Origin of the sequence: Fibrobacter succinogenes (genome assembly GCF_902779965.1) — a bacterium.
GTDB lineage: Bacteria > Fibrobacterota > Fibrobacteria > Fibrobacterales > Fibrobacteraceae > Fibrobacter > Fibrobacter succinogenes_F.
Map to the genome: position 1 here is coordinate 1 of NZ_CACZDK010000032.1, position 24312 is coordinate 24312.

The window sequence follows — 24312 nt, forward strand, 5'->3', positions numbered from 1 at the left end:
GAAAAGACCCGCGAAGCCGTGTTTGCAAAGCTCGCCGCTGCTGGCCTTGAACTCTCCGAAGACGAAATGGGCGCTCTCGAAGAAGGCGACCTTTCCGAAACCGCCGACATCTACGCCAACCTCCGCTCTTACTTCCACAACCCGGATAAGAACGGGAACCCGGTGGACGGATTCAACTGGCAGGTATTCGCGTTCCTCATCTTTATCTTGCTTTACGTGCCTTGCCTTGCTGCGATGGGTGTCGTCGCCCGCGAAATCGGCCTCGGCCTCGCTGTTCTCATGGCAACCGTGCAGACAATTCTTGCCTGGGCTGTGGCTGTGCTCCTTTACCAGGTGCCTGTTGGAGGCGACGCCAAGTGGATTGTCGCAGCCATCGTGGCGCTCGTGGGTACGGGCATCTTCCTCAAGCTCTTCGGCATGAAGGCTAACAAGGAAAAACGTTTCGATAATTAGTCTCATTCGAATCAAGAACCATAGGGCCGGCGGCCCCAAAACCGTCGGCCCTTTATTAAGGAGTTTAACTTAGACAAGACTAATAAAATTTTGGCACGCATTTTGCACATAATCAAAGTGAAAGCGCTTTAACCCCACCATTTTGTAACACGAATTGTAAAAAGCTTGACGGAGTGTTACAAAAAAAATCAAACCGTCAAGGGAGAGAAAAATGAAAAAACGTTATTTGATTACCGCTACCATGCTTCTCGCTTCTGCGGCCTTTGCCCAGGAAGCCGAAAGCGCCGCTCCGGCTGCAGCCCCCGCAACAGAGGTAGCAGCTCCCGCCGAAACCGCTCCGGCAGCCGAACCCGCCGCCGCACCTGCCGATGGTTCGACAAGCTCACCAACCGACAAGGTCACTGAGCCTGCCGAAGTGACTGAATCTGCTCCCGCCGAGAATACGAATCCCGGCGAAGTCGCCGCTGCCGCCGGCAATGCCCTGGACATCATCAAGGCCAGCATGAGCGAAGAAACTTCCGAAGCCAAGATGGAAGTCAAGTATTCCGGCGAAGTCGAATTTGACGTCTATACCGGCGACCTCTGGAACGATGACGACTTCAAGCATTCCTACGCATCGACATTCGACCTCAATTTCGAAGTCCAGTTCAATGAAAAATGGTCTGCATTCGTAGGCCTCGAAGCCGACGGAGAAACGGATAGCCCGGAAGCCGTCTACAACGGAGCCTATATCCAGTACCAGCCCGCCGACTTCTTCTCGGTTAAGTTCGGTGACCTGACTTCCTCTGAAGGTGCATTTGTGGCCTATTACGGTTACGACGATCCTGCCGACAATGCCGCCGGTATGAAGGAACATGACATTCGTGGAATCCAGTTACAGCTCGCCGGTTTCGAACTCGGTTTGGGCTTTGGCCGCGGTGACAACGACGCACCCGAAACAGAAGCCAACGGCAACGTTTACGACGTCCATGCCGCCTATGAATTCGAATACGCCGGTCAGCACCTGCGTCCGTATGCCGATTACAAGAGCTATCAGGAAGCCCAGCACAACGAACTGCACGCAGGCGTAGAAGCCGGACTTTCCATTGGCGGATTCGGATTCCGTGCCGTTTATGGATTCCATGCCGACTACCTGGGTGACGACGGCGACGTGGTGGAAGACCAGGACTGGACTTCTACGGCCCACGCTTTCTTGGTGGAACCCTCCTTCGAAGTGAGCATGTTCGAAATCAAGACCTCGGCTTTCTACGCCCTCATCGACAGGGGTGATGCCGCCGAAGGCGCAAGCGACCTGGACAACGAAGAAATCCCGGAATACTTCTTCCTGTATGCAGAACCGGCCCTCAAGCTGGCTGAATACATCAAGCTCGGCATTCCCGTGGAATACCACACCAACACCCTGGACGACGATGATGACACCCAGAAGACATTCGATGTCGGTGGCCGCGTCTACATCACGCCGGTTGAGAATCTCGAGATTACCGCCTTCGGCATGATTGACATCCCTGTTGCGGACAACGAAGACAACGAATCGTTCCACATGGGCATTGAAACCGTTTTCAGCTTCTAATCGAAGACGTACAGTATTGCCATAAAACCTCATCTTTCGCTTTTTTGAAGTGTCTCCTGAAGCGAAAGGAGGGTTGATCTCCCGCCCGGCGAGTGCCGCGGCGGGTTTTTAATTGAACGAAGAATAGACAATTAAAGGGCGCTGTCGAGCACCATCATCAGCGTAAAGCCCACGGCAAAAAGAAGGGTGCCGGCATCAAAGTGATCGCCTTCGCTCACTTCGGGGAGCATTTCTTCGACCACGACATAAATCATGGCCCCAGCCGCAAGCGAAAGCAGGTACGGCATAAAAGGCGAAAGAGCCTCTGCGGCAAGCAATGTAATCAAAGCCCCCACCGGTTCAACGGCTCCGGAAAGCGCTCCCAATGCGAATGCTTTTTTGCGGGAAGCTCCTTCCGCACGGAGCGGAAGCGAAACCACGGCCCCTTCGGGGAAGTTCTGAATAGCAATGCCTATCGCGAGCGCAAATGCGCCCGAAAGCGTGATGGCGACATTCCCCGAAAGCCAGCCTGCAAATACAATGCCTACAGCCATGCCTTCGGGCAAGTTATGCAAGGTCACCGCAAGCGTAAGCATCGTTGTGCGCTTGAGTTTTGCCTTGGGGCCTTCAGGAGTAGAACTCCCTAAATGCAAATGCGGTGTAATTTTGTCTAGAATGAACAGGAAAATGATGCCCGCCCAGAAGCCAACTGTCGCCGGGATAAAAGCAAGCTTCCCCATGGATTCGCTCGCCTCAATGGCTGGCAAAAGCAAGCTCCACACAGAAGCAGCCACCATGACGCCCGCCGCAAACGAGAGTAGGCCGCGTTTGAGGTTTATGCCCATCTGCTTGCGCATAAAGAAAACGCAAGCCGCCCCTAACACCGTCCCCAAAAACGGGATGGCAAGACCTTGGGCAATTTGTAAGACGGGTTCGTTCATACATTAAAAGATAGCATAAATACGCCAATGCGGAAAGATGAAATTTCTCGTGGATTTTTGAACGCCTGATTGGAGTAGTTGGGGGTAATGCATTTTTTTATTGTATCAGCATGATTAAAGCAAAAATAATCATTGCCGCGACTATGGTCGCACTTCTTTCTGCCACATCCGCTAATGCTTGCCTTGCTGCCTGCAAAGAAAAGAAACGTGATGAGGCCTACAGTAAACCCCTCACGACATCGGCTTTGCAGACCCTTGTTGATAATTCCCTGCCGCAAAAGTCGGTTGATCCGGAACTTGGTGCACCTTATACGGTTTACCCGATTGAGGTGAAACCCTACGACAAGGTTTTCCATTCGACGTTAATCGAATACCCCTTCGGGAGTTCGCCGCGCGCTGTGTCGCCGATTTCTAGCCCGCGTGGAATTATTTTGTATGTACACGGATACAACGATTACTTTTTCCAAGAAGAATTGGCCGAAAAGTCCGATTCTGCCGGGTTCGCTTTCTTTGCGATAGACCTGCATTACAATGGCCGTTCGTACCGCGCTGGGGAGCCGCGTTCCGACATGCGGAGCGTCAAGGAATACTATGCCGAATTGGATGCCGCCGTGGCGCTCAGTAAAAAGATTGCTGAAAATTCCATTTCGAGCAATCTGCCGTTTGTCATTATCGCGCATTCCAATGGTGGCTTGATTACGCCGAATTACTTGAACGAACGCAATAGCGAAGATTTTGCGGCGTTTGTCTTGAACAGTCCCTTCCTCGACTACAAAAACAGCTGGTTTGTCCGTAATGTGGCATTCCCCGTTCTTTCGGACGTCGCGCTATTGATGCCCGATGCGCCGGCGCCAAAACAGGAATCTCCCAAGTACAACACGTCTCTTTTGAAAACCGAAAGAGGCGAATGGGAATTCAACACGGAATTAAAGAGCGCCGAATGGCCGCAACAATACTTCGGTTTCCTTCGCGCGACCACAAGGGGAATCAAGCGGATTCATAACGGAATGCAAATCAAGTCTCCCATACTTATGATGCGTAGTGGCTGCACCGTCAACAACGTCAAGTGGGAAGAAGACTACATGCGCTGCGACTGCTTGCTCGATGTGGATCTCCTAGAAAAATGGGCTCCCAAGCTAGGGCCTGATGTTACAACAGTGACTGTTGAAGACGGAATGCACGACGTATTCCTTTCCCGTAAGGACGTTCGCGATTTCGCTTACCGCACGATGTTCGAATTCCTTGACGATGCGGTGGCCCGTAAAAATGCGGTAGTCGCTTATAACTATATTGTTCCCTAGTAAGGCCTGATATGAATGTATGGAACGTTTTCGCGCCGGTTTACGAATTCTCGATGCGCTCGCGGAAATCCGCCGCGTCTTAAAGGATGGCGGCTTGCTGATTGCGCCGTTTTTCATCTATCGCTTAACACGCTTTACGGAATGTTTTATCTTGCCTATGATAAAGTTCAGTTCCAGCGAGGATTCTGTTTCTGTTGTTTCTAAATCCGGCATAACGATGTTTGTGAGAATCTCTCCGAAATGCTGCATTTTCGAATGCTTTTCCTCCTTGTCGCCTTCTTTATGCAACTCCACAAGTTCTCTCTTGAGTTCTCGAACAGCCGCAAAAGTCTCGATGATGGCGAAAGTTGTGTTAATCGCCGTCTTGCTTTTTAAGATTGTCGCAAGCATATAGAGGCCTTTTTCTGTGAAAGCGTAGGGTAAAGATCTGCTTTTGGCCGAATAATTTGTGGACGAAATTTTCGTCCGCAAAATTTCAACTTCGTCCTTTGACAACTGGAACATATATGTCGAGGGAAACTTGTCAGGATTGTTCCTGACCGCCTCATTGATTCGCTTTGTCTCTACACCATATAACAAAGCGACATCGGCATCCAAAATGATTTTATGATTTCGAACGGATGTAATTCGGTCTGCCACATTGCGCATTAAAATCGAAAACGTGTTTTCGTTATTCATCTTCTACTCCAATCCGCCTACAAGCAAAAAAAGGCGGGGTACGTTGTCACCTTGTAATGCCTAGCTTTCTTTTTCTGCCTGAATTTTCTGCGATTCCTTCAGCACTTCTTGCAGCGTGAAATCTTCCTGCGTAAAGAAAAACGTATTCTTGCCCAAATCCTTGAGCGAAGCCCCGAAGTGGTAGGCTGTATCGTCTATGAACAAGAATCGGTCGTGCATTCCGTAACTAGGCAAGACTTGCATCGGGCTGTCAGGATATTGTTCGTTGTAAGTGGCTAGGTCCATTTCAAGGACTTTGCTTTTGTCGTAGGTGTAGATTGTCACAGAAACGCCCTTTTCCCGTTTGAGCATCATCGTCAAGGTTTTCTCGTTTACATATCTATCGACCAGCACAATTCTCTTTTTGGCTTGGCGAATGAGGTTGCAGACAAATACATAGGCATCGAACTCCTGGTTGTTATAAAATAAACCCTTAGATTTGAGCTCGCCACGGTCCATCGCCTCGAACAGTTCGTCAAATTTACGGTCATGGTCAAGCAGATGCTCGTCATGACCTGTCAAGCGGTCGTCCTGTTCCAGATCCTTTGCTTCCACGTTTGAAAGCCGGTTGACGAGGCCTCCATTACCCATCATAAGGTGACGCAATTGCACGAAAGCCCGCATAATGGCGATGTTGACCTTGATTGCAGACTCACTTTTTAGAACCGAAGATAGCATCGCTACGCCTTGTTCGGTGAAAGCTAAAGAACGGTATTTTGTGTGCTTTCCCTTTAAATTTTGCCCCTTTTTTTCTAAGGTCGCATTTTGCGACCTTAGAAGTTGCGATTCCTCTAAAGAGAGTTGTATGCAAAAATCTTCGGGAAAACGCTCAATATTGCGCTTTACCTGCTCATTTATACGCTTCGTTTCCACCCCGTAAAGCGTCGCCAAATCGCGGTCAAGCAGCACCTGCTTGCCACGAACAACTTGAATCATCTTTCCGATGCCCGACTCCATAAGCGGGTTAGGTGCGATATCATCCGTTTTTTCGGTCTTTCTAGCCATCTTCTACTCCTTCCGCCTACAAGCAAAAAAAGGCGGGGCAAAGTGTTCTCGATGCAAATATACATTCCTCGTATGTCATATTATGACAATCGGCGATTTTTGCGGAAATTTTGGGAATTTTGACGAAAATCGACCCCCGCAGGCGGTTAAAATCTGCGTTTTTACGCTTTTTTCTTGCCTTCCGGGCGTGGCGTCACCTTTTGACAGCGGAATAATCTATATTTCAAGCAAATAGAGTTTTCTCTTGTTCTCTATCTGAAACTTCGACAATTTCAACAACGAGAACGAGACGAACGCTCACGTCTGCGACCGGCGTATGCCCGCCGCATCGTTTTGCTACATGGTCTATTGTTTAATAGCAGTTTGCCTGTATGCAAGCGGCCTTTTGGGGCGTGAGTTGTTTGTGTTTATTCGTTGTGGGCAGTCGAAGGCCTCAGATAGGTAAACGCATTCAACTCCACGCCTTTTTTGTTTTCAAGAAAGACTGGGCAAATGCGGAACAGGGGTGGACTCGCTGAGTTTTGCTCTTGTCCTCTATCTGGAACTTCGACAATTTCAACAACGAGAATAAGACAATAACTCGCCATCGCCCATGGATTGCATGGGCGTAGTGTACCCTGGGCGTATTGTATCCGCCCGGGTTTTTGCGGGTGTATTGTATTCTTTTGAAAATGTCGCGCTTTTAGGCGAGGAGTGAGTCGGCTCCTCGCCGTTTCTTTTTTGCCCGCACCCCGGCCAAGCGAATCGGCCAGAACCGCTCCCGCGAGAGTGAACTCGTTCACTTTCAACACGGAGCGAAAAGTGCCGAGTAAAAAGGTTGTCAAGGACGACAAAAGCAAACCGAAGTTCAAGTTCATCGATTTGTTTGCTGGTATCGGAGGGTTCCACACAGCAATGCATTCCGTTGGTGGAAAATGCGTTTTTGCAAGTGAATGGGACAAGAACGCTCGCATAACTTATGAAGAAAATTACAAGGCCATTGAGCCATCTCTTTTTGTAAAAGATAACGAAGGTAATTACAAGTTTTTCAATGCTGACATAAACGACGTTCAATTGGATAAGGTTCCAGACTTTGATGTTCTGTGCGGCGGCTTCCCGTGCCAAGCTTTTTCGATTGCGGGGAAACGCAAAGGTTTTGAAGACACTCGTGGAACTCTCTTTTTTAACATCGCCGCTATAGTTGACCATAAAATAAAGACTGGAAAGAAGCCGAAAGTTCTCTTCCTTGAAAATGTCAAAGGTCTGAAAAATCATGATCACGGGAAGACTCTTGAAACATTGTTACGAGTGTTAAAAGAGGGCTTGGAATATGAAGTCAGAACGATGGTTTTAAATGCCAAGTATTTTGGTGTGCCGCAAAATAGAGAAAGGCTCTTTTTTGTTTGTTGGGACAAAAAGCAATGCCCTGTAGATGACTTTAAATTTCCGATTGGTTTAGATTCGAACTTGAAATCCATCTTTGATAAAGATTCTTTAGATAAATCCATACCGACAAAAGTTGGTGATATTTTGGAACCTGACGCTTCTCTTCCAGAGAAGATGACCATCAGCGATAAAATGTGGATAGGACATCAGCTCAGGAAAGAACGAAATCGTGCAAACGGGAAAGGCTTCGGTTATTCGCTGTTTAAGGAAAACGCGACCTATTGCAGCACCATCTCAGCACGCTACTGGAAAGACGGTAGTGAAATTCTTATAGATCAATCTGATAAAAATAAAAATCCTCGAAAACTTACTCCCGTTGAAGCTGGACGTTTGCAGGGCTATAAGATAGTCGGTAATGGCTGGAAGTACGCAGAAGCAGCAGAGAATCAGAACAACAAGAATAGGCTGCCGACGATGAGAATTGTTGTATCAGATAAAGAGGCTTACCATCAATTTGGCAACAGCGTCGCTGTTCCTTTGATAAGGACTTTGGCGAAAGAAATTAAAAGGCAACTTCTTAAAATCAAGTAGGATTGCATTATGTCTAATACGCAAATATTGAAAGATTTGAATGCTGTTTTAACATACGCTAAGCAAAGATTCCTGAATGAATTTGTTACACAAGAGATTGTGTTGAATGAATCGTTCAAGTTTGCGTACCAAAGATATTTGGCTTCAAAAGAATGTTCTGTTGAGTATTTTACTCATACTTCAATTATTACGACAAAAGCGGGCAAGAAAATTTATGTAGCAAACCAATGGTTCGCTATAGCGTCATATATGGTTGATTTTTGTACAGAATTATTAACGTACAAATATTTTTTAATAAAAATTTGCGGTTTGATGCATGTAAATGTTGAAACATATATAAAACAGAAGAAGGAAACATTAAATCCTATAGAAGGTCAACGTTTTGTTACTGTCGCTAAGAAATTCCTTCAAAATGAATTTCCCCAAAATCCTGATATAGAAAAGGTTTCGCAATACCTATTGAATTTTGTAAGCAATTATTCTTGGTGGTCTGGCAATAAAACCATTGACCGTGCTGATTTTTTTGTTTCCCCTGTTTTAAACGCTTTGAACATAGTCAATGTAAGCCACGGTTATGTCGCAGATATTATTTTCGCTTTTTCAACCGACATCCGTTTACGGAAACTAGTCGAAAATTTAGACTCTTTTGCAATCAATCCTCGCATTAATAAATATACTCCTGACGACGTAGAAACGAAGTTGTATCAGCTCGCAGAAGGCTGTTCCAAAATACAAATGGTTTGCGACAGCCATGCGGAATACAGACCAAGTCCAACAATATCTATAAGCGCAGCAAGTCTAAATAGATTCCGCAGCAAAGGGTAAATTGTTTTGACGAGTTGGGTTGTTTTGACAAATACACTTTGCATTTCAAGTAATGGGAATATTTATTACCCATTGGCAAAAGACCTGTATCCATTATTAACCAAAGATAAGGTTAAGATTCAATTTAAAAATATTGAACTAAGCGACCCTAGAGAAGCCTTTCCTTCCTTAAAATATTCGTCGATTGGCACAACGTTCAAGGTTTCCATCAAATCAAAAGATAAAAGCATTTGCTTGAATGCGTACTCACAGAAAAAAGGGATAAGTATCCCTATTGTTATCCATGAAGGGAAAATCATCGATCATTTCGTATTTGAGAATAAATGGTTTTACATATCGAATGATACTTCTGATATCGAAGACGCATTGCGCGATGCGAACATTTCTTCTGCGGGAAAAATCTCGCTAGCACAATATTTAAAATTAAAGAATTTTGAAATGATGCGGAAAGAATCTTTATTTGAAGATTCTGTAGACACATCATTAATGCAAAAATATCCTATTGAAGATGTTGATATCTCTGCATTGCCACTGCGAGCAACTTTATATGACTACCAAAAAATTGGATTTCTTTGGATTCGGTCAATCCTGGGGAATGTGAACGGATGCATTTTGGGCGATGAAATGGGACTCGGAAAAACGCTGCAGATTATCACATATGCAGTATCCATGCAGCAAAAAAGAACGTGTTCGATATTGGTTGTCGCTCCAATTTCTCTGCTTGCAAATTGGGAGAAAGAATGTCGCAAATTTGCCCCCTGTTTGAATATTCTCATCCATCATGGATCACAAAGAGCAGGCAATTTTAAAGATTTCAATCCTTACGATATCGTAGTTACTTCGTATTCGGTTGTGATAAACGACTTGCACATGTTAAATATGAAAAAATGGGACTTGGTGGTATTGGATGAAGCACAAAATATTAAAAGTCCTACTAGTGCAAGAACAATTGCGTGCAAATCACTTAATAGAGAAAATGCCATTGCTGTTTCAGGAACACCTTTTGAAAATCATGTGACAGATGTTTGGTCAATCGTTGATTTTGTTAAACCGGGTTTACTAGGATCATTGGACCAGTTTAATGACGTAATATCTGATGATGTTGATGGGGGCCGAAAGTTAGAACCAATTCTTTCTTCTTTGATGATCCGCCGACTAGTGAAAGATGTGGCAAATGAATTGCCACCTCGAATAGATATTGACCAACCATTACAAATGTCCCCTAAAGAATGTGAAGAATACGCGCAATATTTAGATGAAATAAAGGGCTTATCTCAGACGAGCCAAATTTCTATTGGGATGTTTCAGAAATTACGTATGTATTGCACGCATCCGATTATAACAAGTAATGATATCGCTGACCCATATTCGAAATCCATCAAATATCAGCGTTTGTGTGAAATATTAGAAGGAATATTAGAAGCTAAAGAAAAGGCCATTGTTTTTACATCCTATAAGAAGATGTTTGAAATCTTTGAAGAAAATTTGCGATATCGGTACGGCGTAAAGACATGGGCTATAAATGGAGAAACCGACGTCAGCGAACGACAAAAAATTGTTGATGAATTTAATCAGTATTCATCATCTGCAGTTCTTATATTGAATCCGCGTGCTGCCGGTACTGGGCTGAATATAACGGGAGCAAATCACGTTATTCACTATAATCTTGAGTGGAATCCGGCTTTAGAGGACCAATCCTCCGCCCGAGCTTACCGTAAGGGGCAGTCAAAAACAGTTTTTGTCTATAGACTGTATTACAAGGACACCATAGAACAAGTTATACAACAAAGAATCTTACGAAAAAGGGACATCGCAAAAGAAGCCGTTGTTGGTGTTACAGGCGACACCTTGGACGAAGATGACCTTTTGAAAGCGTTAACCATGGTTCCAAAAATTTAAATGAGGTATGAATATGTCAAATTTAAATGAAGAAATTGAACTCTTACCGGATCCGGCTAGGATTGTGAATGGCCTACGTGATACGGGCTACAATTTCAACACAGCAATTGCAGATATTGTTGACAACTCCATTGCAGCAAGGGCCACCAAGATTTCTATAAACGTTTCGATGGATCCTTCTCAAAATGTCAGAGTCTATATTGCCGACAATGGTATAGGCATGGATATGGACGGCCTTAAAAACGCAATGAAATATGGATCCAAGGAAAGAGCAGAAAAGAATAGTCTTGGAAAATTTGGACTCGGTTTGAAAACGGCATCTACGGCGTTCTGCAAGCAGCTGTCCTTAATCTCAAGAGGCCCTAATGATGCTGAGGTCCGTAAGGTTCAATGGGATTTGGATTACATTAGTGATATTGGGTCGTGGAAGCTGAAGATAGTTCCTGTCGATGACGAGGAAGTAGAAATCCTAGACATGGTTGCGTCAGAAGCAACAGGAACACTTGTTGTTTGGAATAAGGTTGACAGGTTGCTAAAAAGTTATCAAAAACAATCTGCTGCCAAAAGGGCTTTAGAGAAGAAAATAGATGACCTCCGATTCCACTTGTCAATGGTGTTCCAGCGTTTTTTAGATGAAAGAGACTCGAGGGCTGCGAACACCTCTATTGAATTGAATGGAGTTTCCGTTGAGCCATGGGATCCGTTTTGCACAAAGGAACCCAATACTGAACTTCTGCAATCAGAAAACGTTCCTGTAGAGGTTGAATATGGAGAAAAAACGTCATTTAAGGTGACAGCATATGTAATTCCAAGAAAATCGGAGTTTAGCTCTAAAGAAGCTAGTGAGAAAGCGCGAGGAAATAACGATTATCAAGGTTTCTATGTATATAGAGAAAACAGGCTTATTCATTATGGAGATTGGCTTGGTTTTTTCACAAAGGAACCACATGGTTCCTTGTTACGTGTTGACTTTTCATTCACGCACGAACTAGATGAACTATTAAATGTTGACATAAAGAAGTCAAGAATAATGCTTATATCGGAATTGGCTGATTATTTGATTAAGTTCTTGGCTGCTCCTCGGCGGGAAGCGCAAAAGCGTTATAGAGATGGTGAAACAAAATCCATTCATCAGCCTGGCAAGGAGGCTCATAACTCATCTAATTCGTCTATTAACGCCAAAGCTCCTGAAGTCGAAAATTCGCGAATGACTCCTACGGGTAAACCCGATGAGGTTGTTGTCGATAATCAATATGGCTCGTTTAAAAAGAAGATTACGATTGGTGAAGCGGAAATTCCCTCACAAAATAGAGTTGTTCCTGTTCAATCCATAGAAGGAAATGCTTTGTGGGAACCTGCTTTGATTAATGGTGTACACGCTGTTCGAATAAATGAGAACCATGATTTTTATAAAAAAGTATATGGCCCTATTTTAGCAAAGGGAGTCGTTGTTGAGGGCCTTGATGATCTTTTGTGGGCGCTAGCTGAAGCGGAAAACTCTACTTGCAATCAAGCGACAATTGAAAATTATGAAGACATGCGTTTTACCGTATCTCGAATTCTGAAAAAATTGGTTGCAGATCTTCCTGATCCAGATGTGTCTGAGGAATAAATTCTATGAGTTCTGCCGATCTTCAAAAATATTTGCAAGAATATTTTTCTATGCCGTTCGATGTACGAAAGGAATTGCATGACGGCAATGAATGCTATTTTTCCTCGCCGTCCAATGAGGGAGATATGCTTTTTGAAGTTAATGCGTATATTCAGAATGAAATTAGGATTGTTTTAGAAATAAGACCGCAAATACATGCAAGGGCGATGCTTGAATCCATCTCAGGCGCCGATAACGAAAAAAAGACAAAGTTTATAAACTTCCTTAATTCTCTAAGATCCAAAAGGGTCTCTGTTGATTTACAGATAAACGGACGACCAATAAACGATGAAGAATTAAAAAGTTGTACATGGAATAATTTCTATTGCCGTCTGACACGAGTTCCCATTACAGATTCGAGTGAACCTTGGGATTTGTTTGATGTAATATCAGAATGGACTAAACAGGCTGTTTGTCTTTTCTTGTGTTTACTTCCCGTTTCTGATCAAGATGAGCAAACTGGCGAATTAGAGGGGTCGCAATATCAGGTCGTTTGTAATAAATACGAACGCAGTCCAATCAATCGTGAATTATGCCTTGCAAAGAATGGCTATACATGCAGAATCTGCGGTTTTGATTTTGAAAAAACGTATGGGAGTATCGGTCAAAGATTTATACATGTTCATCACATTGTTCCTGTATCAATGATTGGATCGAATTATCAAATTAATCCAGAAAAAGATTTGATTCCCGTGTGCCCTAATTGCCACGCAATGTTACACAGAAAAAAACCTCCTTTTTTACCGGATGAAATAATGAACATTCTAGAAAAAAGGAAATGAATAGATTATATCTGTTTTTTCCACAAAATCGCCTGCATCCTCCTCGACATGAAATCCGTCATGCGGAACTACGCAAACAACCCCGCTGCGCAAAGTGAACTCGCAGGGGTAATCGGCGATTAAATTCCTCATCAGTGTGTTGAGATTTTCTCTAGGTCCTTAATGTCGTGGCTGTGACCGTGCTTTGCATCGGAGAAGACATGGTTGTGCAAATGGGAATGCGTAACAACGTGTGTATGGGTTATGCCGCCATGCGTGTGCGTGAAAACATGCTGATGCATGTGCGAATGTGAGCGGACAAGCGTATCGTAAACCACAAAAATGGTACCGGCAATCATGACCAGGAACGCGACAATGTATTGCAGCGTGATTTTTTCGTTCAGGAGCACGACAGAAAACAGGACGCCGATAAAGGGCGCAAAGGCGTAAAAGGCGCTGGTCTTTGCGGCTCCCAGGTATTTTTGTGCGCGGATGTAGGTGAAAATGCTCAGGCCGTAAGCCACAAAGCCGAGCAACAGGGCTAGCGGGATGTATTTTGCGGCGAAGTTCATTTCGCCTGTGGTAAGCGAAACGACGGTGGAACCGATTCCGGAACAGAGGCCTTTTATGGTCACAATCTGGTATGTGCTTTTGTCCGAAATTTTGCGGGTGCAGTTGTTTTCTAGTCCCCAGCAGATGGTCGCGCCGAGAACGAAAATGGAACCGATCGAGAAATTGAATTCATCGGCATTTTCAAACGAGAGGATGAAACTGGATATCGTTATAAATAAAATGGCGATCCACAAACGTGTAGACACCTTTTCTCTAAAGATGAATAGCGCAATCAGCGTTGTCGCGACGATTTCAAAGTTTCCGAGCAACGATGCATTGCTAGATGTTCCGTACTTTACGCCGAACATGAGCAATATGGGTGCGGCAATGTCGAGCAGAACCATGCCCAGCGTGTAGGGGAAATCTTTTTTGCAGAGCCGTTCCGATTGGGGCTCGCGCCTGACATGGAACAGGTAGAGGATGCCAATGCCGATCCCCGCACCAATATAGAGCAGTCCCGCCATGAATACGGGCGAAATGTGGGCCAGCAGCATTTTGGAGCAGGGAACATTCAGTGCATAAAATGCGGCCGCCGCTATCGCGTAACCAATCGCAATGACATTCTTGTCCATGATTTAAATGCAGAATTTTATGATGGGAGCGCGTCCAAACGAATAGCCTGCGAAAGGAACTCGCCGTCGGCCCCCATCATCATGCCGGGAGCGGCAATATTCATTACAGCTTCCAGCTGACGGCTTCGCGGCGGGAATCGATGAATCGGGCGTAGATTCCGCCGTTCTTCACGAGTTCTTCGTGCTTGCCCTGTTCCACGATGCGGCCCTTGTCCAAGACGACAATCTGGTCGGCATGGCGCACGGTCTTTAAGCGGTGTGCGATCATGATGACCGTCTTTTCGCGGGTCAGTTCCTGAATGGCAAGCATCAAGTCGCGTTCGTTTTCAGGGTCCACGTTCGCTGTCGCTTCGTCCAGAATGATGACCGGAGAATCCTTCATGATGGCACGTGCAATCGAGATGCGCTGGCGTTCACCGCCGCTGAGGCTTGCGCCGCCTTCGCCGATGACCGTATTGTAACCGTCGGGGAGTTTTTCAATAAAGTCGTGGCAGCAGGCTTTCTTGGCGGCTTCTACGACTTGCTCGTGCGTGGCGCTCGGATTCCCGAACTTGATGTTGTTTTCAATCGTATCGCGGAACAGATACACATTCTGGAATACGAAACTGAAGTTCTTCATGAGGCTGTCCATGCTGTAATCTTGCACGCGGCGGCCTCCCAAAGTGACTGAGCCTGCATTTACATCCCAGAAGCGTGAAAGCAGGTGGCAAAGCGTTGTCTTTCCAGAACCGCTCGGGCCCACGATTGCCGTGGTCGTCTTTTCGGGAATGGTAAGCGTCACGTTGTCAATGATCTTGCGCTTGTCGTAGGCGAAATCGATACCGTCGGCCTTGATGTCGTGATTGGCAGGGACAATATCTTCGCCGTCAATGTCCATGGTGGGCTTGTTCAAGATATCGTTTGCGCGGTTGACCGAGATGTCGACGGCACGGAGGAGCGCCGCGTAACTGCCGCCCAGTTCCAGGGCTGCAAAGAGCATGAAGGAGCACACCAGCATGACAGCGCAGTTGGCAAGTTCCATGGTGCCGTTCAGGTAGAAATGAATCGAGAACATCATGATGGCAACGCCCGTGAGCTTGGCGACAAAAGTCTGCAAGTTTGAAAGCGGAACGCACTTGAGTTCCATGCTGATGTTTGCTGCTGTGCACTTGTCGATGACTTCGTTCAGTTCCTTGGAGCGTTTGCCGGTCATGTTGTAGGCCTTGACTTCGGCGATTCCCTGGATGTATTCAAGAACCTTTTCGACTACCTTGCTGTCGGATTCCACTTTTTCGTGCGACACGGCACGGACGTTCATGCGCATGAGCGTGTTGATGAACTGGAAAATCGCAAAGCCGATGGTTGCGACAATCGCAATTCGCCAATCGAAGAAGGCGATCATCACGATGATGAGGACGGTGTCGAGAATGCCCTGCGTGACCATCATGACAACGCGTGTTGCCACATCGCCAAGCTGTTCCATGGTGTTGGTGGTGACGGAGGTGATGTAGCCGAGGCTGTTTTTGTTAAAGTAGCCCATGGGCAGGTAACGCAGGTGTTCGGCGATTTCGATGCGCTTGGAGGCGCAAGTGCGGTAACCGCCCTCGGTTTGCCACATGCTCATGACGCGCTTGGTAACGGTTGCGCCGATAAGGCTCGCCACCATGATCCCAAGCGAAAGCCAGACAATATCCATTGTGAACGGGGCGACGCCCTGTACGTGGCGAATGACGCCCTGCAGCATGACGGCCATGGCACCGATGCGGAGTGCCATGAAGAAGGAATTGAAGATTCCCACGATGATAGAGCCGTAGAACTTGTGGCGGTTTTCTGCATTGCAGAAATTGAAGAATTTAATGAGTGTATCGAACATTTATGCATCCTCCTCGGAATCCTTGGCACTGATGTGGGCCTGCCACATGGACTTGTAGAGACCGCCCTTTTCGAGCAGTTCCTGGTGCGTGCCGCAGCTGTCGATGTTGCCGTCCTTGATGACGTAGAGCTTGTCGGCGTCTTTGACGGTCGAAAGGCGGTGTGCGATGACGATGAGTGTTTTGCCTTGCACGAGTTTTGCCACGGATTTCTGGATGATGGCTTCGTTTTCGGGGTCGGTGTAGGCGGTCGCCTCGTCCAAAATGACGATGGGGGCGTTTTTCATCATCGCACGGGCGATGGCGATGCGCTGGCGCTCGCCACCGGAGAGGTGGGCGCCCGAGCCGCCGACAATCGTGTCGAAACTGTTTTCAAGACTCATGATAAATTCGTAGCAGCCGCTTTGGCGCGCCACCTCTTCGACTTCGGCATCGGATGCCGAAGGCCGCCCGAGCCGAATGTTCTCACGGACAGACATGTCGAACAGGAAGTTATCCTGTGAAACGTAGGCGATGCGGCGGTTGTATTCTTCGAGCGAAAGATCCCTGATGTTCACGCCGCCGATTTCGATATCGCCGCTGTCAACATCCCACAGCGAGGCGATAAGGCGTGCAATCGTCGATTTGCCCGAACCGCTCGGGCCCACGAATGCGGTAAAGCTCCCTTCGGGGAGAACCATATTGATGCCATGGAGAATTTCCTTGCTTTTTTCATTGCTAGGCCCTTCGGCAAGCTCAGGGACCTTGTCCTTGCCTGTGCTGAGCGAAGTCGAAGCATGGTAGCTGAACCGGACATTTTTCAACGTGATTGAATTGTCGGCCGGATTGTGCAAGTCGACAATGGGGCGTTGCAGCTCCTTCATTTCGAGCACTGAGCCGACTTCGCCGAAAATGACGCCGGCCTTGCTGATGTCGTCGCTGTAACTCATGATGGTGAGGAGCGGCATCATGATACTCACCGAAACGATGATGACGGTGATAAAATCGACGGCCGTAATGGAACCGTTGTAATAGAAGTAACCGCCAAACGGTAACACCGTCAATAGCGTGGCAGGAGCGACCGTAATGGCAAGGGAATGCGGCCAAATGCAGCGGCGCATCCATTCAACAAAACAGTCGCTCCCTTCTTTTGCGGCTACTACAAACTTGTCGTAAGAAGACTTTGACTTGCCAAACGCCTTGATAACTTCGATGCCGTTGATGTATTCAACCGCGGTGTCGTTCAACGCCTTCGTTTTCTGGATAGAATTGTCGAACCACTTTTGCGCTCCGGCAAACATGACGGCCATGGCGACCATACCGATCGGGAGCGTTCCAAGCGAGGCTAGTCCCATGCGCCAATCGATATGGAAAAGGTAGACGAACATGAGCACAGGGAGAATCAGGTTCGAGGTAAATTCCGGAACCACGTGCGCAAGCGTCGTTTCCATGCTGTCGATGCGTTCTACCAGGATGTTCTTGAGCGCGCCCGAGGGCATGTCGAGAACAGAACCCAGCGGCACACGCGATAGCTTGTCGCAAAGGTCCTTGCGGATGTTGCCGAGAACGTTAAACGTCGCTACGTGCGAAAGCGTCGTCGAAATGCTGTGGAACAGGACATTCCCGAACCAGAATGCCGCAATAATCAGGCATTCTTTTAGATAGACGTCCCAATCGCGCACGCCCGAGAGCAGTTCGCGCACGATGTTTGCGATAATGATGTAAGGAGCGATTCCGCAAGCAACGCGCAAGAGCGCAAAGAAAATGCTTGCGATGTAGTATTTTTTCTTGTTTCTGGCAAACAGAAAAATCCAAGAGAGCAGAGATTTCTTTTTCATAGAGTTTCCTCCCAAAAGGGCTGAATCAAATTTTGGAAAAAAACTTTTTCTGTTCTACTCCAAACGGATTTTCGCAAAACCAATTGGAGTAGATATTTTAGGTCCCATTTTCTCAATTTGGGGCCGATGAAACGAATTTTTGTATACAAACTGATAACGATTATCCTCATTTTGATTGCCATCACGGCGGTTGCAACGCGGGCACAGGAATCGACGGGGGCAAACCCCGACGAAGATGTCACGAATTTTGACGAATTTTTTGCCGAAGAATCCTCCAATCCGTCCTCTGACACAGACAAAAATGCGAATGATTCGCAAATTGGGGTAACCGTCCTTGACGAAATGGGCATCGAAGGCGAAGGAATCAACGAAGCCGCTCCGATCGACAAGAAAACGAAAGCCGAATCGGTCAAGGTTATGGATGCCACGGAAATGCAGGGCTCCAGCACCACCATCGCAGACGCCACAAACCGCTCTTCGGGCGTAAAAATCCGTCAGTCGGGTGGCATGGGCAGCGAAAGCAAGATCAACATCCGCGGCATGGAAGGCAAAAACGTAAAAGTCCTTGTCGACGGCGTCCCTGTTGATAACGGCAACGGAAACTTCTCCGTCAACGACATTCCTATCGACAAGATTGACCGCATCGAGATTTACAAAAGCTACGTCCCCGAACGCTTCGCCACCGACGGCATGGGCGGTGTAATCAACATCGTGACACATGACCTGCCCAAGAGTTCGGTTACGGGTTCCTACAGCTTCGGAAGTTTCAATACGCATAAGGCCTCGCTTGACGCAAAGTACGTATGGGTAACCGATTCGCTCAAGAGCCGCGCTATCGCCACCGGAATTTCGGCCTATTACAACTACTCCGACAACGATTATGAATTCACCACGCCCTACATGGATACGACCGTAACGCGTGAACACGACCGTTACTACAGCTATAATGTGCTACCGTATGTCTCTTTCGAGCGTTTCTTTTTTGACAAGTTGACATTAGGCGTAATCTACAATGCGATGGACAAAGAAATAGAGTCAAACGCGCACCGCATCGAAGAGGCGACCGCAAATGCGCAATCGTACGGCGTAAACCTTTCCCTTGAAAAAGCAAACCTGTTTATCAAGGGACTATCGATGGGTCTTTCGCTAAGCTACGCCTACGGCAAAGAGGCGGTTATTGATACGAGCCATACGTATTATTACGGCTGGGACAAAGAGAATGTACGCGAAAGTAAAAAGGCTTACGGCGAAATTTCTCTTGGCGGAGCGTCGCACATAGAACGCGAAAACCAGACTTTTATCGTTCCGTGGAACTTTGATTACGCCTTCACCCAGAACCACATTCTCACCTGGAGCGGCCTGTACCGCTACGAATCGCAAGACCCGACGGACAAACGTATGGCTAAAGGCAAGACTCTCAACAACGCAGGATTCCCGGGCCATAGCCATTCGGTAGTATCGGGTCTTTCGCTTGAAAATAATTTCTGGAACGAACGCATCCAGAACGTAGCAGGAGTCAAAGGGTATTATTACGTCATCGAAGCCGAGGATGACGGCGAAAACAGAATCCAGCAGTTGACCGATGATTATGCCGACAACAAGGATTATGGTTACAGCGATAACCTGCGCTTAAAATTGATAGACCAATTGGCCGTCATTGATCAGTTTGCCGTGAAAGGCGGGTATCAGCACAGCCTACGGTTCCCGACCCGCGAAGAAATTTTTGGTGACGGATTGTACGTGTTGTGCGCCCCGGACCTGAAGCCCGAAAAGTCGGACAACTTTACGGCAGGCGCCGAACTCGACCTACGACAGATTCCACTGCTGTTAAAACTGCATTTGGAATTCAACTGGTTCTATATGCTCATGGATGACCGCATTTACTGGAATAACTTCGTCTCGATTCCGCGACCGTATTACAACAGCGTTGGCACCAAGACGACCGGTTTTGAAATTGATGCCGCAGTCGATGTCAACGAATACATCTCGCTCACCTACAACATGACCAAGCAAGATGCCGAAAGCCGCGAGGCAGATATGGCGTTTGGAATCGCGAAGGGCCTGACCGTACCGAACATCCCCACATTCTACATGAACTTCGGTGCAGAATTTCACCTAGGCGACTTGCTTTTCCGCGATGACTTCTTCAAACTTTACTGGCTTGCCAACTACACCGATGAATATTACTACTCCTGGAAAGTCTCCAAGAAACAGGACCGTACCATTCCAAGCTCATTCTCGCAAGACATAGGAGTCGAATACTCGATTCTTGCAAACAAGCTTTCATGGAATTTCGAAGTGCGCAACTTTATGGATGAACTCGTCTACGACAAGTATGGCGAATCCAAGCCAGGCCGCGCCTTTGCGACAAAAGTCAAGTTTACACTATAAACAAAAGGATACCCAATGAACCTCTTCAAGAATAAACTAACCATTGCAGCAATCGCATCTACAATGATGCTCGCTGCCTGCGGCGACGATTCCAGCTCCAGTGCTTCTGGCGATGAACCGTCCAACGAAACTGGCGACCTCTACCTTCTTTCCTTCATGATGGAAACTTCGCAGTTCGTGGGTCTTGGATCTCTTTCCGACAATCAGTCCAAACTCGTCCAAGATTTTATCGAGGCTCCGAATACGGGTGCAGTCGCCTACTTTGACGGTTCGGTCTACACCCTTGTTTCTGACGGCGGAAACAGCACGCTTTCCCGCTACGAAGTCAAGAATGGCCATATGGCCGACAAGGCCGCTGCCAAGGCCAAGTTTAAGGGAACGAACGCCATCATGATGAAGTTCGTCGACGAAAACAAGATGTACGTTGAACAGGCCCTGGGCGACGCCATCACGGCTCTTGACCCCAAGACTCTCAAGACCACGGCCACCATCGACCTTTCCAGCTACATCGACGAAGAAAGCGGCGCCCTGACATCTGTTCCGGGCTCTGCCGTGATTCGCGACGACAAGATGTTCGTGTCGTTGAACCAGTTTGTCGATTTCGATAACGCGATTGCCGGTCCTCGCGCCAGTGTGGCCATCATCGACGTAAAGAGCGACAAGGTCGACAAGGTCATTTACAGCGACAAGGTTGCAGCCGTCGGCGGCATGGACGACATGAACAACACCGCCTCTTTTGTCGACGAAAAGGGTGACATCTACTTCTACTCCAACGCTTCCTACAGCTTTATCGAAGGTTACCAGGAAGGCTGGGTCCGCATCAAGAAGGGTAAAACCGAATTCGACAAGGACTGGGTGTTCCATATGCACGAAGCCGCCTATAACGGCAAGAAGAGCAACAATAACAGCCTGATGGTCGGCGGCACCTATATCGGCAAGGGCAAGTTCTTTGGCTTCTTCGGCAATTTCTCCAATCCGAACAACTGGTACGATTACGAATGGCAATACGTGGTTGTAGATATCTATAACAAGACCGTCGAGAAGGTCAAGGACCTCTCTCCGACCATTTCGTGGTTCGCCCCCTCTATCCATCTTGATGCCGACGGCAAGAGTGTCCTCGTGGGCCATGCCGACAAGAAGGGCGGAGCCATTTACCGCTACGATATTGATAGCGGCAAGGTCACCAAGGAAATGAACGTGACCACCGGAAACGCATACTACATCGTTCCCATCGCCGATTAATTTTAGAGTACTCCATTCCTGGAACAAAAAATAGTCACCCCGCGAAAACGGGGTGGCTTCTTTTATTGAGAGAGTTTTTTTACAGGGAATATTCTTCTACAATACGGCCATGATCCATACGGATGACATAGTGGCAACAGTTCAAGACGAGTTCCGGATCGTGAGTGATCACGAAAAGGGTCTTACCGCGCTTCGCAAGCGCCTTGAGCGTTGCGGAAACAGCAAGCATTTGGCGGTAATCAAGGCCGCTCGTAGGTTCATCGAATACGATCAGGTTGCGATTCGAGCTGACCCCGCTTGCAATAGCGACACGCTGTTTTTGCCCGCCTGAAAGAGCCATCGGATGCTTGTCGACATAGTCCTTAAGGTTGAGGCTGTCGAGAATTTCGAGAGCGGCCGATTCGTCTTTCGGGTTCATGCCCAGCAAGACCTCGTCCAGGACACTTTCGGTAAACAGCTGGTGGTTCACGTCTTGCATAATCAAGTAGGTTCCCAACCTGCGGGCAGCGCGTTTTTGGCTCCACGAGCCGCGAAGGCCGCACACCAGCTGTGCAAGGGTCGATTTTCCGGCACCGTTATGGCCAAGAAGGGCAGTAATTTTGCCCTTGGGAAGTGAAAGTTCAGGAATATCGAGAATCGGGAACTTTTTTTGGTAAGCGAAACGAAGGTTGCGGAAAGTGATGGATTCGCCCCGCTGTGCGGCAGGTGACACCCCCGTTCCGCCCAACTGCACCAGCTTTATGCTGCGCAATCCGAGGCTAGCCGCATAATCGGGCCCTTTCGCCTCTAGTTCTGCCGGGGTCCATTCGCATTCAATACGCCCCTCTTTCACATAGATAATGCGGTCAGCGATGTCCCGCAGGTAATGCAAGCGGTGTTCCACCACGACAACCGTCTTGCCGCGGGATTTCCACAATTTGATGATTTCGGCAAGGTCATCAACGGTTTTCAAGTCAAGATTGGCGGAAGGTTCGTCAAGAACAAAAATATCAGGGTCCGTCGCATTCACCGAAGCGCAGGCAATCTTTTGCTTTTCGCCACCCGAAAGGTGGAAAATGTTACGCCCCAACAACGATTCCAAATGAAAATCCTCGACCGTTTTCTCAATGCGGCGACGAATTTCTTCCGGTTCAATGCCCAAGTTTTCGCAACCGAACGCAATCTCGCTATCCGTATCGATATTGAAAAACTGCGAACGCGGATTCTGGAATACCGAGCCCACATACTTCGAAATCTCAGCAAGCGTCATATCGGAGGTATTCTTGTCGCCCAAGAACACGTCGCCAGCCATGGTTCCCGACTGGTACAGCGGAATAAGCCCGTTAATCAGTTTGGAAATGGTGGTTTTTCCGGAGCCCGACTCCCCCGCCAACACCACGCACTCCCCCGATTCAATTTGAAGGTTGACATCTTTGAGAATCGCATCGTCAATGCTGTCGGTGTAGGAAAAGGATACGTCTTTGAGGGTTATTTTCATATGTGAGAGACCACGACAAAAGCGATTACAGCAATACAATAAACAAAGACAACAGCATCTTGTACATGGAACCCTATCGGCACAATGCAGGTACGCCTGGTATCGGGGGCAAGGGCACGTGTCGACGCCGCGACAGAAAGTTCATCGCCGATTTTCGTAATCGAAACGAGAAGCGGAATGAGCCTATATTCTAAAATCGTCAACGGATTCTTGAGAGTATGCAAGCTAAACAGGCGAATGCCGCGCATTTTCATCGCAGTGCTGATAGCCCGCGATTCATCGAATACCGTTGGGAAAAAGCGAATCATCACCGTCAAGGGAATGGTCACCTTATTCGGCACATGCATTTTCGACATTCCCGCCATAAATTCATTCGCCTTGGTCGTCGCCATGATGTAATAGAACACCACGCCAACAGGCATCATACGGCAAATCAAGAGAACGGTAGCCGCCAGTAACGTGCCAATCATTCCGGAATCCAGCTGCTTCAAATAATCAAAACAGAGTGCCGCTATAGCATATACCGGAAAAAATACACTCATGAATTTCCATTTCTTTTCAAGCAACAGCAAGACCAGAACAGCGGCCACCATCGGCATGCTATAAGCATACGGGACCGAAAAAATCATGGTGTTCGCTGCGGCAACCAGGAACAGCTTTGTCCGAGGATCCAGTTTCACTAGGCAAGCCCTATCCGTTCAAAATGCTTTTTCATCACGCGGCGGGCGATAAACGACCCCACAACCGCGCCCAAAATACCAAATGCGAATATGGCCACCAAAGGCCAGTAACTGTTTGCAAGTTCGGCCATCTTCGCGACATAGCCTTCATCGCTCATGCCGCTCGCATACGCCAGGTATTCTTCGGTAGAAAGCCACAACGGAAGCATCATCGAAGATGACAAAAGGCTCATGGAGACATTTGCCGAGAACAAGCCCCAAAAAGACTTGTGCAAAATTTTCAAGCAAAAGCCTGTCAAAACACCTACAGTCACAAAAATCGGCAACATCAAAAGGCTCTGTCCCATCATCAGCATCACACAGCCGAAGAAACTGCTGAACAACAAGCAGCAAAAAATCGGCCTATCAATCTTCAAGAAGAACAGAAACAGCGGAATACTCGTCACAAGGCTGATGCTTCCTGTTGAAAAAATGATCAGCGCCGGAATGTAGCCGATGCTTGACGAAGCAAATGCAAGCACGAAATAGAGTGCCGCAAAGATGCCGACATTCACCAGGTCGCGCACCAAGGTATTCGAAGATTTCTTACCAGTTGTTTTCACATTAGGCATAA

The 24312-nt window shown here is 47.3% G+C and carries 19 protein-coding genes and 1 pseudogene; 10 read left to right on the top strand and 10 right to left on the bottom strand.

Annotated elements, in window-relative coordinates:
* Positions 1 to 453 (top strand): annotated as a pseudogene (locus tag HUF13_RS13285) (nucleoside recognition domain-containing protein); the annotation flags it as partial.
* Positions 454 to 664: 211 nt separating this feature from the next.
* Positions 665 to 2023 carry a hypothetical protein gene (locus HUF13_RS13290; RefSeq protein ID WP_173475593.1) on the top strand — a complete coding sequence of 453 codons (1359 nt, stop codon included), beginning with the start codon at positions 665 to 667 and terminating at the stop codon, positions 2021 to 2023.
* A 131-nt stretch (positions 2024 to 2154) separates the two neighbouring features.
* On the opposite strand, the gene HUF13_RS13295 is transcribed toward HUF13_RS13290, so the two are convergent.
* Positions 2155 to 2943: a ZIP family metal transporter gene (locus HUF13_RS13295; RefSeq protein ID WP_173475594.1), complete on the bottom strand. Its 789-nt coding sequence runs from the start codon at positions 2941 to 2943 to the stop codon at positions 2155 to 2157.
* Between the two features lie 110 nt (positions 2944 to 3053).
* Between HUF13_RS13295 and HUF13_RS13300 the strand changes: the two genes are divergently transcribed.
* Positions 3054 to 4244 carry an alpha/beta hydrolase gene (locus tag HUF13_RS13300; RefSeq protein ID WP_304039167.1) on the top strand — a complete coding sequence of 397 codons (1191 nt, stop codon included), beginning with the start codon at positions 3054 to 3056 and terminating at the stop codon, positions 4242 to 4244.
* Between the two features lie 117 nt (positions 4245 to 4361).
* Here the strand turns inward: HUF13_RS13300 and HUF13_RS13305 are convergent, their stop codons facing one another.
* From HUF13_RS13305 to HUF13_RS13315, 3 genes are all read right to left on the bottom strand, one after another.
* Positions 4362 to 4922 carry an ORF6N domain-containing protein gene (locus HUF13_RS13305; protein WP_173475595.1) on the bottom strand — a complete coding sequence of 187 codons (561 nt, stop codon included), beginning with the start codon at positions 4920 to 4922 and terminating at the stop codon, positions 4362 to 4364.
* Between the two features lie 60 nt (positions 4923 to 4982).
* Entirely contained in the window at positions 4983 to 5966 is a 984-nt protein-coding gene (locus HUF13_RS13310) for an ORF6N domain-containing protein (protein ID WP_173475596.1), read from the bottom strand.
* Positions 5967 to 6373: 407 nt separating this feature from the next.
* A complete protein-coding gene (locus HUF13_RS13315) occupies positions 6374 to 6823 on the bottom strand; it encodes a hypothetical protein (RefSeq protein WP_173475592.1) in 450 nt (149 codons plus the stop codon).
* 4 nt (positions 6824 to 6827) lie between these two features.
* On the opposite strand from HUF13_RS13315, the gene dcm reads away from it, so the two are divergent.
* Genes dcm through HUF13_RS13340 form a run of 5 tightly spaced genes read left to right on the top strand, consistent with a single transcriptional unit; the run spans position 6828 to position 13079 of the window.
* Positions 6828 to 7922: a DNA (cytosine-5-)-methyltransferase gene (dcm, locus tag HUF13_RS13320; RefSeq protein WP_304039169.1), complete on the top strand. Its 1095-nt coding sequence runs from the start codon at positions 6828 to 6830 to the stop codon at positions 7920 to 7922.
* Positions 7923 to 7931: 9 nt separating this feature from the next.
* Positions 7932 to 8747 carry a hypothetical protein gene (locus tag HUF13_RS13325; protein ID WP_173475598.1) on the top strand — a complete coding sequence of 272 codons (816 nt, stop codon included), beginning with the start codon at positions 7932 to 7934 and terminating at the stop codon, positions 8745 to 8747.
* 24 nt (positions 8748 to 8771) lie between these two features.
* The gene (locus tag HUF13_RS13330) at positions 8772 to 10646 is read left to right on the top strand and encodes a DEAD/DEAH box helicase (protein ID WP_173475599.1); all 1875 of its coding nucleotides are present in this window, start codon (positions 8772 to 8774) and stop codon (positions 10644 to 10646) included.
* Between the two features lie 7 nt (positions 10647 to 10653).
* Positions 10654 to 12258, top strand: coding sequence for an ATP-binding protein (locus tag HUF13_RS13335; protein ID WP_304039171.1), 1605 nt, complete (start codon positions 10654 to 10656; stop codon positions 12256 to 12258).
* 5 nt (positions 12259 to 12263) lie between these two features.
* On the top strand, positions 12264 to 13079 hold the full coding sequence (locus HUF13_RS13340) for an HNH endonuclease (protein WP_304039173.1): 816 nt from the start codon (positions 12264 to 12266) through the stop codon (positions 13077 to 13079).
* Between the two features lie 131 nt (positions 13080 to 13210).
* Here the strand turns inward: HUF13_RS13340 and HUF13_RS13345 are convergent, their stop codons facing one another.
* From HUF13_RS13345 to HUF13_RS13355, 3 genes are all read right to left on the bottom strand, one after another.
* On the bottom strand, positions 13211 to 14242 hold the full coding sequence (locus tag HUF13_RS13345) for a DMT family transporter (RefSeq protein WP_173475600.1): 1032 nt from the start codon (positions 14240 to 14242) through the stop codon (positions 13211 to 13213).
* Between the two features lie 103 nt (positions 14243 to 14345).
* Complete coding sequence (locus HUF13_RS13350; RefSeq protein WP_173475601.1) at positions 14346 to 16094, bottom strand: ABC transporter ATP-binding protein; 1749 nt, start codon at positions 16092 to 16094, stop codon at positions 14346 to 14348.
* Positions 16095 to 17909 carry an ABC transporter ATP-binding protein gene (locus HUF13_RS13355; protein ID WP_173475602.1) on the bottom strand — a complete coding sequence of 605 codons (1815 nt, stop codon included), beginning with the start codon at positions 17907 to 17909 and terminating at the stop codon, positions 16095 to 16097.
* Positions 17910 to 18035: 126 nt separating this feature from the next.
* Here HUF13_RS13355 and HUF13_RS13360 point away from each other — a divergent pair, with 126 nt between their 5' ends.
* Positions 18036 to 20300: a TonB-dependent siderophore receptor gene (locus tag HUF13_RS13360; protein WP_173475603.1), complete on the top strand. Its 2265-nt coding sequence runs from the start codon at positions 18036 to 18038 to the stop codon at positions 20298 to 20300.
* A gap of 15 nt (positions 20301 to 20315) precedes the next feature.
* Positions 20316 to 21542, top strand: a complete 1227-nt coding sequence (locus HUF13_RS13365) for a hypothetical protein (RefSeq protein WP_173341842.1) — start codon at positions 20316 to 20318, stop codon at positions 21540 to 21542.
* A gap of 79 nt (positions 21543 to 21621) precedes the next feature.
* Here the strand turns inward: HUF13_RS13365 and HUF13_RS13370 are convergent, their stop codons facing one another.
* From HUF13_RS13370 to HUF13_RS13380, 3 genes are read right to left on the bottom strand one after another with little or no spacing between them, the layout of a single operon-like run.
* A complete protein-coding gene (locus HUF13_RS13370; RefSeq protein ID WP_173475604.1) occupies positions 21622 to 23019 on the bottom strand; it encodes an ABC transporter ATP-binding protein in 1398 nt (465 codons plus the stop codon).
* Complete coding sequence (locus tag HUF13_RS13375; RefSeq protein WP_173341844.1) at positions 23016 to 23699, bottom strand: energy-coupling factor transporter transmembrane component T; 684 nt, start codon at positions 23697 to 23699, stop codon at positions 23016 to 23018. Before HUF13_RS13375 ends, HUF13_RS13370 begins: the two co-directional genes overlap by 4 nt.
* The gene (locus HUF13_RS13380) at positions 23699 to 24310 is read right to left on the bottom strand and encodes an MptD family putative ECF transporter S component (RefSeq protein ID WP_173341845.1); all 612 of its coding nucleotides are present in this window, start codon (positions 24308 to 24310) and stop codon (positions 23699 to 23701) included. Before HUF13_RS13380 ends, HUF13_RS13375 begins: the two co-directional genes overlap by 1 nt.
* Between the last annotated feature and the right edge of the window lie 2 nt (positions 24311 to 24312).